The organism is Pseudomonas sp. MD330_10 (assembly GCF_042610415.1).
GTDB lineage: Bacteria > Pseudomonadota > Gammaproteobacteria > Pseudomonadales > Pseudomonadaceae > Aquipseudomonas > Aquipseudomonas rhodesiae.
Map to the genome: position 1 here is coordinate 1 of NZ_JBHGZU010000003.1, position 14,502 is coordinate 14,502.

Below are 14,502 nucleotides of genomic sequence, written 5' to 3' on the forward strand. Positions count from 1 at the left end.
TTCCGCTAAGTGTGGGTAACACTTTAACTTTGGCACATAGATGCCGTTAGGAAGGGGGCGTCCATTCCATTACCACAAAAGGTCTGTTCACCACAGAAGGCCTGCTCACAACAAAAGTTCTGTTCACCACAAAAGGCCTGCGCGGCAAAAGAAACCGCTCAGCACAAGAAACCACTCAGCAAAGATTGGTGGCACCGCGCTTCCCTGGTGGTGAGCAAGCTTGCTTGCGCTGGGCTGCGCAGCGGCCCCAAAGCCAGGCGGTGGGTTTGACCTGAAAGGACGCGGTGGATGGGCGAGGGCTGCTGCGCAGCCCAGCGCGGGGCAAGCCCGCTCACCACAAAAGGTCTGTTCACCACAGAAGGCCTGCTCACAACAAAAGTTCTGTTCACCACAAAAGGCCTGCGCGGCAAAAGAAACCGCTCAGCACAAGAAACCGCTCAGCAAAGATTGGTGGCACCGCGCTTCCCTGTGGTGAGCAAGCTTGCTTGCGCTGGGCTGCGCAGCGGCCCCAAAGCCAGGCGCTGAAGTGTTACCTGTTATTCGAACTTATCGATGCGTGTATCGGCGTAGAAAAACTCGTTCTTGTCCGTGCTCGATTCGTAGAAGTAGGCGTAATCACTCAGGTAGTACACATGTTCGACGCGGTTGTACTTATCGTCATCGGTGCGGCATGCCAAGGCCTTGGCATTCCCCAGCAGGTTGGGGTTGAGTTCGCGGGCCGGCAATTCGCGTTCGACGACGCAGCGGTTGATCTGCACCTTGTTATAGCTGCCCACCAGGCTGTTGAGTGTCGAGCGGGTGGTCTGGTAGACCACGGTTTCGCCGACCGGCAGGGCCTGCCAATTGCCGGTCAAGCTTAACTGCGTCAAGGTCGAGCTTTCCGCCATACCGGTGCCGCCGTACGTTGTCTTCGACACCAGCGATACCAGGTTGCGCCAGCTCACCGACTGGGACTCATAGCCGTCGCCGCGATGGACGATCTGCAGTTGACCACTGGCCTTGTCCTGGCTGATGAAGTGCTCGCTGGTGCTGTTGGACGTCTTGCCTTTGAGGGTCGATGTGCCGGTGAAGTGCACATACTTCAAGGTGCGCGCGGGCTTGTCCTGGTTGAAGGGCGCAAGCGCGGCCAGCACCTGGGGCTGCACCGACGACAGGGCGATGACGGCCGGCGCTTTCAGGCGCGGCTTGAAGGGGTCCAGCTTGGCGATTTTTTCGGGGGTGACGCATACGGTGTGGAACAACAGCGCATAGTCGGCGTCGCTGCCCGCGATGGGCTGTGGCGTTGGGAAACTGTCGACCCGGCCATCGCTCACGCGGTTGCGCACGTCCAGATCGTAGCCGGCCAGTTCCTTGTACGTGCCGTTGGAGCAGGACACCGCGAAGTGCTGGCGTTTTTGCGCATAAGGTGCGTCGTAGGGCAGGTCGTTGAGCACCGTCGGGTTATCGAAGGCGGCCCAGAAACGGGTTTCACCCTGCACAGTCTTGACGCTGGCGGCGTCGAGCAGTACCCAGTTATCGCGCGCATCTTTGCTGACCAGGCGCCAGTCGGGCTTGGGCGTTTCAGCACAGGCGCGGACAAATGTCTGGTTGGCGGCCAAGGTGGTATACAGCGTGTCAGACAGCTTGCGCGCCTCGGTATAGCGCCCGGCTTTGAGCGGGTACACGCGTTGGGAACCATCGAGGTACAGCAGGTGCAATTGCTTGGACGAGCACGCCGCTTCGAACTGCATAGTGCGCCGCACGCCGCCGGTAGCGTCGTGCATCAGCAGCTCGAAGCTGAGCAAGTCGCCTTCGCGCACGATGCTGTTCTCCACCAATGGTTGAGCCAGGGTGTCGGCGAGCATCTGCTCGACTTTGCCGGACTGGGTGGCACAACCGGACAGGGTGGCGATGCCACCGGCCAGCAACACAGAAGTCAAAACGCGCACAAGAACCTCATTGAGTCCATTCGGGGATGCCAGGATGACGGCCGCCGGGGGGTGATCTTTAGGATTTTTTCACTGGGGCTGGGCCTTTATGGCGGCTTCGATGGCCGCTATGTCGATCTTGCCCATGCTCATCATCGCGTCAAAGGCACGCTTGGCGGTGGCCGCGTCGGGGTGGGCGATCGCCTGGGTCAACGCCCGCGGTGTGATCTGCCACGACACTCCCCACTTGTCCTTGCACCATCCGCAGGCACTGGCCTGACCGCCGTTGTCGATGATCGCGTGCCAATAGCGATCGGTCTCGGCCTGATCATCCGTGGCCACCTGGAACGAAAATGCCTCGGTCTGAGGAAATATCGGCCCGCCGTTCAGCCCCAGGCACGGGAGGCCAATCACGGTGAACTCTACCGTCAGCACATCGCCTTGCTTGCCCGACGGGTAGTCGCCCGGCGCTTTGTGTATGGCGTCTACGCTGCTGTTTGGAAACGTCTTGGCGTAAAAGCGCGCCGCCTCTTCGGCCGTGCCGTTGTACCAGAGGCAGAGGGTGATTTTGCTGGGCATGCTCGTTCTCCAAGGTGAAGGGGTGGAGATAGTCTAGGCCACGCGCTTCAAGCCTAGCGTGCCATCAGCAGCACGGATGCCGCCGCCGACAACAACCCCACACAGCGGCGATTGAACAGCGCTTGCCAGGCGTAGAGGCAGATGGAGATCCATTTCAAGCGCAGGGCAAGCCTGCAAACCACAAATTTATAGTGCGGGTAAGGACAAGCCGTACCTCACCTCTCCCAGTTTGACGCCACCCCGCTCAAGCGGACGCTGGCTGCCGATTTCCTCTATACAGCCCACCCGGCGATAAAAACGCCGAGCCCGTTCGTTACCGCTCAGTACCCAAAGTGTCAGGCGCTCAAACCCCTGCGCCTTCAGCGCTCGCACACCGGCGTTCCACAAGGCCTGCCCGACGCCGGTGTGCCAATGGCCGGCGGCGACGTAAAGGGCTTCGACCTCACCCACATTGCCCCCGACACAGTCTTCGTCACGACTGGCGCCCACGCAGATCCAACCAACAACCTGCTCGTGCAGTTGCGCCACCCATACGCTCGATTCTCCCAACTCAAGCGCGCGCCGCCAGTTGGATTCGCGATGAGCCAGGGTTGCGTCCAGTGAATCCAAGTAGTGGGCAGGCATCAGGTCACGATAGGCGTGCTGCCAACTGTTGATATGCACCTGGGCAATGGCCCGAGCGTCGGAAGGCAGTGCTTTGCGAATCATTGATCGGCTCCTGGTGCGGACACGTATCACTAGCGGGGTATTTCAATAGGCCGTCCGTTGACGACGGAATAACGCGGGCTTGGGGCAAGCACGACGCGCAGTTTCAGGACTGTGACGCTGCTATCAGTACGGCAAATTTGCCTGGTTATCCTCCCACTTGGGACGCGGTTCAGGGTATCGTGCCGCCAACTTAACGAAGGGACGCGACGTTTCGATGAACAATAAAATGGTTACTTATGCCGCTGCAGCGGTGGGTTTGGTCGTGGTGGTGTCTCTGGCCACCAGTTGGTTCACGGTCGATGAGACCGAGCGGGGTGTGCTGTTGCGTAACGGTGCGATGGTAGGCGTGGTGGAGCCGGGCCTGTCGTTCAAGCTGCCGTTCATTGAGTCGGTACGGTTTATCAGCATTCAAAGCCAGGCTACCCAGTACGCCAATCTCCAGGCGTACAGCAAGGACCAGCAGACCGCCAAGTTGCAGGTCTCGGTGTCCTGGCATATCCCTACCAGCGATGTCGCCAAGGTGTACACCAGTTACAAGGACTTGGATGGCGTGCGTGACCGCCTGATCGCTCGTCAGGTGCCGACCCAGGTGGAAAACGTATTCGGCCAGTACAACGCGGTGTCGGCGGTGCAAAACCGCGGCAAGTTCGTCGCGGATGTGACCAAGGCCATCCGCGATTCGGTGGTCGGGCCAGTGGTGATCGACGGCGTACAGATCGAAAACATCGACTTCAGCGATGACTACGAGCGTTCGATTGCCTTGCGCATGAAAGCCGAAGTGGAAGTCAAAACCCGCGAGCAAATGCTGCAGACCGAGCAGGTGCAGGCGCAGATCCGGGTGACCCAGGCCCAAGCCGAGGCCGACTCGCAATTGGCCCAGGCCAAGGCGGATGCCGAGTCCACGCGCTTGCGCGGCAACGCCGAAGCCGACGCGATCCAGGCCCGCGCCAAGGCTCTGGCCAGCAACCAGAACCTGATCGAATTGACCAAGGCCGAGCGCTGGAACGGCGTACTGCCGACCACCATGCTGCCAAACAGTACGGTGCCGTTTATCGACGCCAAGCAGGTCGATCGATAACGTTTTGAATGTGGGAGGGGGCTTGCCCCCGATGGCGCCCGGACTGCCGACCACGCTCACGAATCAGCTGCATTCATTCAGGGAAACCCCTCACATGACCTTGCTTGCCCGGCCTATCGATCCACCGCCAGAAAGCCTGATCCGTGACTGGTACGCGAACGCGCAGTTGCTTGATAGTTTTGTCGTGCCTATCGACGCGGCTGACGTCTCCATCAATGACCTCGCCGTACGCGCCTTGGGTTCGCCGCCTGTGTGGTTCAAGGTGCTGATCGCGATCCGCGATGCTGTGATGGGGCCGTTGGGCGTGCGGACCTCCGGCGAGGTGCGTCGCGCCCATTTGGATAAAGCCCATATCGACTTTTTCCCCGTGCTGGAGCAAAGCGCTGACGAGATGGTGCTGGGGGAAAATGACAGCCACCTGGATTTTCGTCTTTCGCTGCTTCGACGACGCGACGAGAAGGGTGAAGTGCTAATTGCCACGACGGCGGTACACACCCACAACCGGCTGGGGCGTATCTACATTCTGCTGATTCGCCCGTTTCACAAGCTGGTGGTGCGGGCAACGCTGATGCGTTGCCGCCGTCAGCGCTAGCGCCGGCGGGGGGCCGTCGACGCGTGTTGCATGGAGCCTCAGAAACTGTACTTGGCCGTCAGCATCATGTTGCGCGGGTTGCCGTAGGCATCGCCGCCGTAGCTCGCCGAGTTGGCGATGGTGGAGTAGTAGCGCCGGTCGAAGATGTTGTTGGCGTTGACCTGCAGGTCGAGGTGGTCGTTGACCTTGTAGCCGGCCATCAGGTCGGTGACGGCGTAGGCGCCTTGTTGCAGGCGGTAGGTGCTGCCGTTGGCCAACGGGATATCGTTGTACAGGCGGCTCTGCCAGGAAATGTTGCCGCCCACCCGCAGTTTTTCCAGTGGGCCCTGGAAGTTGTAGCGGGTGGTCAACTTAAACAGGTGTTCCGGGACGTCGGTATCGAACTGCTTGTTGACCAACTGCGGCTTGGCGTCGTCCTTGATGGTGTGGGTGCGTGCGTAGGTGTAGCCACCACCGACCTGCCAGTTTTCGGTCAATGCGCCTTGCAGTTCGAAGTCGATACCCTGGCTGCGGATCTCACCTGATGCCTGGGAGCACGAAGCCTGCGGGCAGTTCGGAACCACCACCTGCACAGCACGGTTTTCCTGGTCGATGCGGAACAGCGCAACGCTAGCGTTCAGTGCGCCGCCCAGGTATTCGCCCTTGATGCCGACCTCATAGTTCTTGCCAACGATGGGCTTGAGCGGCGCGGCGCCGGTGTCCTTTTCTTTTTGCGGGGTGAAGATGTCGCTGTAGCTGACGTATACCGAGTGGTGATCGTCCAGCTCATAGATCAGGCCGGCGTAGCGCGTAAGGTTGCGGGTGACGTGGAAGTCGCCGTCGCCATCGCGGTTATCGTAGTCGTACCAGTCCAGGCGCCCGCCGAGGATCAACTTCAACGGGTCTGCCAGGCTCAGGCGTGTGGTGACGTAAACGCTGTCCTGGGTGGTGACTTCGCGCTGGTTGTTGGTATGGACGAAATCCGGCTTGCCTGCGGTGAGTGGCCAGTTGAGGTCGTAGGGGCTGTAGTTGTGGGTGGTCATGTCGTAGATGCGTTTGCTCGCGCCGACCACCAGTTCATGGTTGCGCCCGAATGCCTGGAACGGGCCGCTGACAAAGGCGTCGACCCCGGCCTGGTTTTCGTCGTACTTGGCCTGGTAAACCGTACGTGCCAGGGAGTTGTTGACCCAGCGCGATTGGTACGAGCCGGAAAACAGCGCGTTCTGTTCGGCGTAGTTGGCGTTGACTTGCAGGTTCCAGTCATTGGCCAGGCGCTGGCGCAGTTCGGCGAAGACTGTGTTGATTTCCTGATCCTTGTTTTCCCAATCGGTGCCGGGGTTGTAGGAGCGCGGCAGGTCGAGGTGATGGCCGTCCTGGCCGATCATCGAGGCGCCCCAGAAGTAGTTGGTTTTGTCCTTCTGGTTGGAGAAGCCCAAGGTCAGGGTGGTGTCTTCGCTCAGGTCGGCTTCGGTGACAGCGTAAAACAGGCCGTGACTGTTTTCGGCTTTGTCGATAAAGCTGTTGGCGTCGCGGTACGACGTCACCACTCGGCCGCGCAGGGTGCCGCTGTCGTTGAGCGGGCTGGACGCGTCGAGTTCGCCGCGATAATCGTCCCAACTGCCGGCTGCGCCGGTGAGGGTGACTTTCTGCTCATCCAGCGGGCGCTTGCGCACCATATTGATGGCGGCCGACGGGTTGCCCGCGCCAGTGACCAGGCCGGTGGCGCCGCGCACCACTTCAACGCGGTCGAACATCGCCAGGTTCGGCTGCGCACCCACCGACGCGCCGTTGTAGCCACTGGGGATACCGTCATACATCAGGTTATCGATGTCGAAGCCCCGGGAGGTGTAGGTCTGCCGACCAGGGCCGTCGGAGTAGTTCAGAAACAGACCAGGCGTGGCGTTGACCACGTCGTTGATGCTGGTCATCGCCTGGTCGTCCATGCGCTGACGGGTGATCACGGTCACGGCCTGCGGGGTTTCGCGCAAGGTCAGTGGCAGCTTGGTTGCGGTACTCATCGAGCCGGTGGTGTAGGACTGGGTGCCTTCGGTGGTCTGGCCCAATTGGCCTTCGCCGGAAATTTGCGTGGCGCCCAGTTCCAGCGTGGTGGCCGGTGCTTCTGCATCGGCGGCGTAAGCCAGGTGGGTGGTGGCCAGACAGACCGCCAATGTCATCAGACTGAGTGAAAAACCATTGCCGCCGTGTGATTGCACAGACATGAAACTGACTCTCCCCGAGCGCCGTCCGTGGCTAATAAGAAATATGTTGAGAACTATTCGCGTTAGTCTGGCAGATTCAGTCTGTAGGAAAAAGCCTTAGGGAAGAATTAGTTAACGAATTTTTCACATCGGCGCATGTGGCGTTTGGCCGCTACTTAGACGAAGAGGGCACGAAGTGAAGGGGCGCACACTCGTCCGAAAGGGTTGACCCCAACCGTTGGCCGGCACTGCGCCGGCCAGCGCCGCCGGTTGGTCAAAACTCCATGCGCAGGCCCAGCGTGCCTTGGCGCCCGTTGAAGGTATTGCTGTCCAGATTGCGGTTGTAACCGACCTCGCTGTACAGGCTGATGCCTTTCGCCACCTCCAGGCTCGCGCCGACGCTGAGGCCCAGGGTGGTGGACTTTTGCTCGGTGTCGATGTCCGTCAGGTGGTCAAAGGTGACGGTGTTCTGCCCCGCACTGGTGTGCCACACATTGGCCCTGGCATAGGGTTCGAACGGCATACCGCTGACCTGATACTCACCGCGCAGGCGCACGCCCAGGCGCGTGGTGACGCGGGTGTCGGCGTTGAAAGATACATCGGAAACCCCGTCGTTCTGCCGTTCCAGCTTGGTCTTGCCGATGATCACCTGAGCCTGGGGCTCTGCAATCCAGGTGTCGTTGATCGGCAGCGGCCAACCGACTTCGGCGGAGGCGGTGACGTCGTGCCCGCGGGTCTTCATCTTCACGCCATGGTCCGATTCATTGTGACCGTCGAAGCGCGTGCCCATCAGCACCAGATCCAGATATGCCTGGTTGGCGCCGATCAGCGTCCAGTACACGCCCAGACTGTCGCCGCGCAAGGTGGTGTGACCGGTGTCCTGGTCCTGGCGCGCGTCACTGAAGCCTTTGACGTCGCCCTTGAGGGTGCTGTGTCCGACGAAAAAACCGGCCCGCTGCTGCAAGCCGTTGTCGAGGACGCCGGCGTAGACATCGGTGCCCACCTGGAATCCGGACACGGAACTGTCCAACGTTGGGCTGACGGTGCCGGTGTAGCTTTGTCGGCTGCTGTTGCCATATACCCGGCCCCAACCGGCCGCGAAGGCGCCGGTTTGCTGTTGCTGAAGTTGGTCGCCCAGGCGTTCGTGATAAGTGCCCAGCATGGCCTGAACGACCTGTTGCACGGCTGGGAACAACACGGCATAAACCGACACTTCCGGGCGGTAGATGGGCAGTGGGTCGACTCCGGGGTTCGGCGGCAGCGGCGGTTCGCCAGGGATGATCCCCGGCAACGGGCCGATAATCACCGGGTCGATCGGTACGGGTGGGATGCTTGAGCGCAGGTAATAGTTTTCTGAGGTTCCCGCCGTGACGCCGCCTTTGAACAAGTAGTAATCAAAGGCGCCAGCGGACACCGGTTTGCCCAGTGTGAAGGCAGTATCGCTGCTGGTGGCACCGTTGAGGGCCTGCACCACCTGGATGCCATCCTGTAACGAGGCCGCCCCCGTGCCGCCCAGGTTAGTGACGTTGATCAGCGTATTGCCCTGCATCGTGCCCTGGCTGACCACCAGTTTGTCGCTGGGCGAACCGTCGCCGTCCAGCTTGCTTTGCAACAAGAGCTGCCCACCATTGCCGGTGTAATTGCCATTGATGGTCAAGCTGTCGGCGGTACTGGAACTGCCGGTGGTCATATCGATGGTGCCGCTGTTGGTGACGTTGACGGCTTGGCCGTCGGTGAACGGCGCGATCACACCGGTGTTCACCAACAGTTGACTGGCGCCGTCGATTGTCAGTTTGCCGGTGCCTGTGGCGCTGTCGCCCAAGGTGAGCGTGCCGCCCAGTGTCAACTGCGAGCCGTTGTCCAACTGGATGGTTTCCCAATTGGGAAACAAGCCCGGATCTGCGGCCTTGGTGTTGTCCAAGGTCAGCGTGTCATTGCCAAGGCCACCGTCGATCAGTTGGGCAGGGGCCAGTTGTGTGTTGACCAGACCTTTGAGCAGGGCTTTATCGTCGCCATCGGCCAACAGTACGAAGGAGTGCAGGTTGCCTCCCGACCACTCGAAAGTGTCATTACCAAAGCTCAGCAGTATGCGTCCGTTGACGTCGCCACCTGAGACTTCCACCCTGTCATCGCCGCCGCTGACGCTGATATTGCCCCCTACGAAGGCCGTACCCGAAATCAGAATGGTGTCCAGGCCGAAACCGGTCACCAGGTTGCCTATGATTCTGCCCCCGGACATATCGAACGTATTGTTATCCAGCTTCATGTCGACGCGGCCGATGGTGCCGCCGGACATCTTGGCGTTGTCCCCATCTTCGAAGGCGCCGGTGATGGTGCCGCCACTCATGCTGAACGTGTCGAGTCCGTCGCCCTGAGCGAGCGACGCGACAGTGCCACCGCTCATTGCAAAATCGTCGATACCGGCGCCCTGAGTGAAGGCTCCACGCACGTTGCCGCCGCTGATCTGCGCTATATCCCGGCCCCCGCCCTGGCTGACCGAGCCGGTGATATCGCCGAGGATGGAGCGGAAGATATTGCTGCCGTCACCCATGGAGAGGTTGCCCGTGATACCTGCGGTAGGTCCGTTAATGTCCACTAGATCGTTGTTGGCGCCGAACGTCACGTTACTGGTGAGCCGACCCGAGCCGCTGATATTGAGGGTGTTATTACCCCCGGTGTCGGCAAAGCCTGGAGCGGTACCGCTGTCGCAGGTGGAGATATCGTCGCCCGCCGTGTTGTTGATTGAGCAGGCGCCGTGAGCAGGCGGGGGCAAGATGATCAGGGCAAAGGTTGAGGCAATGCCCAAGTAAAACCAGGAGCGTTTCCATGTGCGCATGATCCGACCTCATTCGAGAGGGGCTTGCCCCAGTCGCCTGAAGGCTAGGGGCGGGTCATGCCATGACAACGTGATGAGCGATACGAGGCAGGGAATACGGGTTACCTGTTCGAAAACACCGGCCAATGCAAAGGGTTGGCATGGCTTTCTCGACTGCATCTGAGCCTGTGCAGTTTTTTCCACCTTAGTCACACGTCGCCTCAGGCGCCACTGTCAGAAATAACAGGTATAGACCAGTCAGTAGCTGTCTTCGGTTGGCTATGCTCATTGGCGTACGAGCGCGGCGGTATTAGGTGAATGCAGCAGTCTGGGTCCTGTGGTCGACGTGCCCTGCAAACCCATCATTTCCCTCATTCACAAGGAGAACGTCATGAGTATTCAGAAATTTTCAGTGTTACCCCTGGCCCTGATCTTGCTGGCTGCAACCTCTCTGAGCTGGGCGGCGACTTTCGATTGCGCGGTCTACGATATGAAAATCAACAACGGGCAAGGCAGTGCTGCACGCCAGGCTGATATTCCCGTTGACGCCGATACGTCCGAGGTTGCCGAGGCCTCTATTCGGGCAGATAACTCGATCTGGCAGGATGCCAGCCAGTACGTCGTCAAGTGCCGTGAGGTCAAGGAAGAAGAGTAAGCGCGATGGGAGCGGCTCGTTATGCGCTCCCGTCCCGTTTGACGATTCAGGCAAACACGATCTCAAAAGGCTCGCGCATCCGCTCCAGCAGCACCTGCGCCAGCATCGGTGCCAGGCCGATCTGCGGGTCGCCTGCCAACTGGCTGGCATAGGCGTGGGCGGCATGGAGTTTGCGCGCCACGTTCCAGGTGTCCAGGCGCACTTTGCGCGCACGCTGCCAAGGGATCATCGCGCTTTCACAGGCCGGCCAATGCCAGGCCCAAACGGGCACCTCATACAATCGCGCACCCACCAGGTCGCAGGCTCTGGCCGCGGCGCGGCCGACGCTGTCGTGGTCGCTGTTGCCATCGTTGCACCAAGTGGTGAACACCACGTCGCCAGGGTGCAGGTAACGCGCGATAAATTGGCTTAGTTGCGGTTCACGGGCGGCCAGTGCGTTGTCGCTGAAGCCGCCACGAATCCACTTCAGGCTGTGCAATGGCATGCCCAAGCGGCGCAACGCTTCAGCGCTTTCCTGGGGCCGCACCACGCTCAAACGGCTAGCCGGCCATACTTGGGAGCCAGGATGGCTGGCGCTGCCGTCGGTAATGGAAATGAGTTGCAGCGGGTGTTCCAGGTTGCTGAACAGTTGCAATAAACCACCGCAGGTAAGAACTTCGTCCCCAGGGTGGGGCGCGATGATCACCACGCGTGCGCCAGGCGGCACCAGGGTGGACGGCGCGACCGGGGCGAGCAGCGCCAACTGAGGCGCACTGTTCCAGATTTGCGGAGGGCCGCGACGGCCTTCGCTCAGAGAGGCAGGCTTCATGGATGTCACATCCTTGTCGGTTGATGCGCGGTCGTCAGCCGTTGACGGCACGACTCTTTTATCCTCACCACAGACTCCGCCGTGATGGGTGCTTGGCAATCCAACCTTGAATTACCAGCAAGGCGTCATGAGCATAGACAAGGTTGCGGCGGTTTTCAGGCAGGCCCGGTTTTTTTTTCAAGAAGCCAGCACCAGGCTCTTCAGAAAGTCGCCGAAACCGCCCCTGGCACGGGCGTCCAGGCGTGCACTGGTGATCACTTGCGGGCGGTGGCTCCACGCGATGGATGCCCCGCAGCGCTCAAGTTCGCGTACCAGATGTACGTCTTCATGACAGGCCAGGGGCTCGAACCCACCGGCGCGCACATAAGCACCGGCGCTTACCCCAAGGTTGGCGCCGTGGATATGCCGATGGCCGTCCCGTGCTTCGTAACCCTGGTGATAACGAATCTGGGCGGCCGGATCGAAACCCTCGCTCCAGGCATCCACCGTGACCGTGCCGCATACCGCGTCCACGTTCAACGCCAACTGCGCGGCCAGCCAGTCCGGTGCCACGCGGCTGTCGGCGTCGGTGCAGGCGATCCAGCGTGCGCCTTGATTCAACAAATGCCGCGCGCCGACGCCACGGGCATGCCCGACATTGCGCGCATGCACCTCCAGAGACTGCACGGGGTACGTCTGGGCGATGGTGGCGCTGGCGTCGCTGCAGCTGTCGAGCATGACCAGCACCTGCACGGGTTCGCCCAGCAAGTCCGGGTGCCGCGCAGCAACCAATGCGGCATCCAGGCACTCGGCCAACAGCGCTTGTTCGTTATGCACCGGGATCAGAATGCCGATCATCGCAAGCCCTCGAGGGTGGCGACCGAGGTACCGTCGCGGCTCCACAGGTCGAGGAGAAAATCCTGTTCTGGGTGGCTGGCCACACGGGGCATGCCCAGGCGTTGGTCCAACATGGCATGCACCTGCTCGGCGGTTAGCGGGCAACCGTCGATGGGCGGGCGCCAATGGCAGGCGAGGATCTGCCCGTCGGCAGTCAGGCTGGCCAGCGCGCACTCGATCAACCGACCCAAGTCATCGGCGTCCAGGTAGTAGCACAGTTCGCTGAGCACGATCAGGTCGAATCGGCCCGTGGGCCACTCTTGCGGCAAACGGCTCTGGTACACCTGGGCATGGGTAAATCCGAGCAACCGAGTACGCGCCAGCGTCACGGCGGCTGCGGCGGTGTCGCAACACAACAAACGATCGCCGCGAGCGGCCAGCTCAACGCTCAGCTCACCATTGGCACAGCCAGGTTCGAAGATCGAGGCGTAGCGCGGCTTGGTCAGCAGGGCCAGGGTGAGGGCGCGTTTACGCCGCTCGTACCAACGCTGACGAAAGGCCCAGGGGTCATCGTTGTCGGCGAACAGTTGATCGAAATACCGTGTGGCCACACTCATACGAATACCACTTCAAAGGGTTGCAGCAGGCGTTCCACCACATAGGGGGCCAGGACCGGCGGCAAGCCGATCTGCGGATCACCCTCCAGTTGGCTGGCGAACGCATGGATGGCGTGACGCTTGCGCGCCACCGCTGCACAGGTCAGGGGGATTTTGCGCGCGCGGTGCCAGGGCACCAGGGCGTCTTCGGCGGTTGCCCAGTGCCAGGTCCATACCGGCAACTCGTACAGCCGCGCGCCCACTGCTTCGGCGGCTTTGGCGCTGGCGCGGCCCACCGCTTCATGATCGCAATGGCCGTCTTCGCGCCACGTTGTGAACAGCACGTCGGTGGGCTTGAGGTAGCGCTGAATAAACCCCACCAACTTGTCCTCCCGCGCCGCCACTTGGCTGTCGCTCAAGCCTGCGCGCAGCCATTTGAGACTATGCAGCGGCACCCCCAAGCGATGCAGGGCCTGGGCCGACTCCTGCGGGCGCACCACGCTCAATCGCTCCACCGGCCAACGTTGCGAGCCAGGGTGGCTGGCGCTGCCGTCGGTCACCGAGATCAATTGGATCGGCCGCTCCAGCGCCGCCAGGCCTTGCAACAGCCCACCGCACCCCAGCACTTCGTCGTCCGGATGGGGCGCGATAATCACCGCGCGATGGCCTTCCGGGACCAATTCCTCAACGCTGATAGAGGGCAACGCCGCCAGGCGCGGTGACGTCTGCCAGTGCTGCAACGGCGTGCCCTGGCCGACGATCGGGTTGGCTTTCATAGCTGCCACCTCTCGTTGGATTGGCCGGCGACCCATTCGCCCAGGGCTGCCAGGTCGCGTTCGGCATGACTCTGGCGCACATACACCGGCAGATCCGCCATCAATTGAGCCATGTGCGGGTCCTGGCAATACGGCCCGGCACCGACTGCACGGCCGACATGGCGGATCACCTGCTCGACGGCGTCCTCGATGCAGGCGCGTGCCCGTTGGGCTAGCTCCCTGGCGTCGGCCTTGGGCGCGCGGTCGATGCGTTCGGCAGCGTCGCGCAACACGCAGGCGGCGGCGTGTAGCGCACTGTCCACTGCGCCCAAGTGCGCCAGGGCATGGGGCTCGGCGCGCCGCGCACAGTGCTGCTGCAGCACTTGGCCCAGTTGCTGCGCCGCGCCATACCAGCACGCCGCGATACCGACGCCGCCTTGCCAGAAACCGGGGCGGGCGAGGTAGTCGCCAGGCCCACCCACGGCCACACCGCTGGCATTGTCGAAGACAATCTCGACACTGCCGGTGGCCGCCATGCCCACGGCATGCCAGCCTTGATCGGTCACACACACGCCTGGTTGTTGCATGGGGACTGCCACCAATTGCTGGCGGTCCTGCTCATCCCAGGCGGTCAATAATCCATGACTGACCACCGCCGCGCCGGAGCACCAGGCTTTACGCCCGTGCACCCGCAAGCAATGGCCGTCGTGTTGTACACGCACCTTGGCGGTGGGCGGTTCGGCGGCCCATGTGCCCCAGGTACTGCCCTGGGGCATCGGGGGGCTGCCGAGTTCGGCCATGATCGCCAAGGCATCGGTGTGGCCTTCGAACAACTTGCACAGGCGCAAGTCGTGCGCGGCCACATCGGCCAGACGCCTGAATCGCTCCAGGGTCTGGCCGCGGCCGGGTAGCGGCAACCGGTCCAGCCCTTGGGCCACCAAGGCCTTCAGGGCTGCGCCGAGCGCCTCGGTGTCGGCGTAACCACGCCCGCCATCCAGGCTTCCCTGCCAGTTCAT

13 protein-coding genes and 1 pseudogene are annotated in these 14,502 nt (G+C 61.6%); 3 read left to right on the plus strand and 11 right to left on the minus strand.

Going from position 1 to position 14,502, the window contains the following annotated elements:
* Positions 1-536: 536 nt before the first annotated feature.
* The 4 genes and pseudogenes from ACFZPT_RS05410 to ACFZPT_RS05425 form a co-directional block, all read right to left on the minus strand.
* A complete protein-coding gene (locus ACFZPT_RS05410; RefSeq protein WP_034113857.1) occupies positions 537-1,928 on the minus strand; it encodes a hypothetical protein in 1,392 nt (463 codons plus the stop codon).
* Between the two features lie 69 nt (positions 1,929-1,997).
* Complete coding sequence (locus ACFZPT_RS05415; protein ID WP_034113856.1) at positions 1,998-2,486, minus strand: VOC family protein; 489 nt, start codon at positions 2,484-2,486, stop codon at positions 1,998-2,000.
* Between the two features lie 53 nt (positions 2,487-2,539).
* Positions 2,540-2,656, minus strand: a pseudogene (locus tag ACFZPT_RS05420) (LysE family translocator); the annotation flags it as partial.
* Positions 2,657-2,672: 16 nt separating this feature from the next.
* Positions 2,673-3,194 carry a GNAT family N-acetyltransferase gene (locus ACFZPT_RS05425; protein ID WP_034113855.1) on the minus strand — a complete coding sequence of 174 codons (522 nt, stop codon included), beginning with the start codon at positions 3,192-3,194 and terminating at the stop codon, positions 2,673-2,675.
* A gap of 226 nt (positions 3,195-3,420) precedes the next feature.
* On the opposite strand from ACFZPT_RS05425, the gene ACFZPT_RS05430 reads away from it, so the two are divergent.
* Complete coding sequence (locus tag ACFZPT_RS05430) at positions 3,421-4,272, plus strand: SPFH domain-containing protein (RefSeq protein WP_371264013.1); 852 nt, start codon at positions 3,421-3,423, stop codon at positions 4,270-4,272.
* 94 nt (positions 4,273-4,366) lie between these two features.
* Positions 4,367-4,864 carry a DUF2867 domain-containing protein gene (locus tag ACFZPT_RS05435; RefSeq protein WP_034113853.1) on the plus strand — a complete coding sequence of 166 codons (498 nt, stop codon included), beginning with the start codon at positions 4,367-4,369 and terminating at the stop codon, positions 4,862-4,864.
* A gap of 38 nt (positions 4,865-4,902) precedes the next feature.
* Here the strand turns inward: ACFZPT_RS05435 and ACFZPT_RS05440 are convergent, their stop codons facing one another.
* Together ACFZPT_RS05440 and ACFZPT_RS05445 are read right to left on the minus strand one after the other, a co-directional pair.
* Positions 4,903-7,062, minus strand: a complete 2,160-nt coding sequence (locus ACFZPT_RS05440; RefSeq protein WP_034113851.1) for a TonB-dependent siderophore receptor — start codon at positions 7,060-7,062, stop codon at positions 4,903-4,905.
* Between the two features lie 253 nt (positions 7,063-7,315).
* Complete coding sequence (locus ACFZPT_RS05445) at positions 7,316-9,877, minus strand: autotransporter outer membrane beta-barrel domain-containing protein (RefSeq protein WP_034113849.1); 2,562 nt, start codon at positions 9,875-9,877, stop codon at positions 7,316-7,318.
* Positions 9,878-10,247: 370 nt separating this feature from the next.
* On the opposite strand from ACFZPT_RS05445, the gene ACFZPT_RS05450 reads away from it, so the two are divergent.
* On the plus strand, positions 10,248-10,511 hold the full coding sequence (locus ACFZPT_RS05450) for a hypothetical protein (protein WP_034113847.1): 264 nt from the start codon (positions 10,248-10,250) through the stop codon (positions 10,509-10,511).
* A 46-nt stretch (positions 10,512-10,557) separates the two neighbouring features.
* Here ACFZPT_RS05450 and ACFZPT_RS05455 read toward each other — a convergent pair whose 3' ends face one another.
* The 5 genes from ACFZPT_RS05455 to ACFZPT_RS05475 all read right to left on the minus strand — a co-directional run bounded on the left by ACFZPT_RS05455 (position 10,558) and on the right by ACFZPT_RS05475 (position 14,502).
* Positions 10,558-11,319 (minus strand): PIG-L deacetylase family protein, encoded by a 762-nt coding sequence (locus ACFZPT_RS05455; RefSeq protein ID WP_099311728.1) that lies wholly within the window; start codon positions 11,317-11,319, stop codon positions 10,558-10,560.
* Between the two features lie 177 nt (positions 11,320-11,496).
* The gene (locus ACFZPT_RS05460) at positions 11,497-12,156 is read right to left on the minus strand and encodes a glycosyltransferase family 2 protein (RefSeq protein ID WP_034098108.1); all 660 of its coding nucleotides are present in this window, start codon (positions 12,154-12,156) and stop codon (positions 11,497-11,499) included.
* Entirely contained in the window at positions 12,153-12,752 is a 600-nt protein-coding gene (locus tag ACFZPT_RS05465; RefSeq protein WP_034098106.1) for an SAM-dependent methyltransferase, read from the minus strand. Before ACFZPT_RS05465 ends, ACFZPT_RS05460 begins: the two co-directional genes overlap by 4 nt.
* Positions 12,749-13,507: a PIG-L deacetylase family protein gene (locus ACFZPT_RS05470; protein WP_034113843.1), complete on the minus strand. Its 759-nt coding sequence runs from the start codon at positions 13,505-13,507 to the stop codon at positions 12,749-12,751. The genes ACFZPT_RS05465 and ACFZPT_RS05470 overlap by 4 nt, the downstream gene beginning before the upstream one ends.
* Positions 13,504-14,502 carry an acyl-CoA dehydrogenase family protein gene (locus tag ACFZPT_RS05475; RefSeq protein ID WP_034113842.1) on the minus strand — a complete coding sequence of 333 codons (999 nt, stop codon included), beginning with the start codon at positions 14,500-14,502 and terminating at the stop codon, positions 13,504-13,506. Before ACFZPT_RS05475 ends, ACFZPT_RS05470 begins: the two co-directional genes overlap by 4 nt.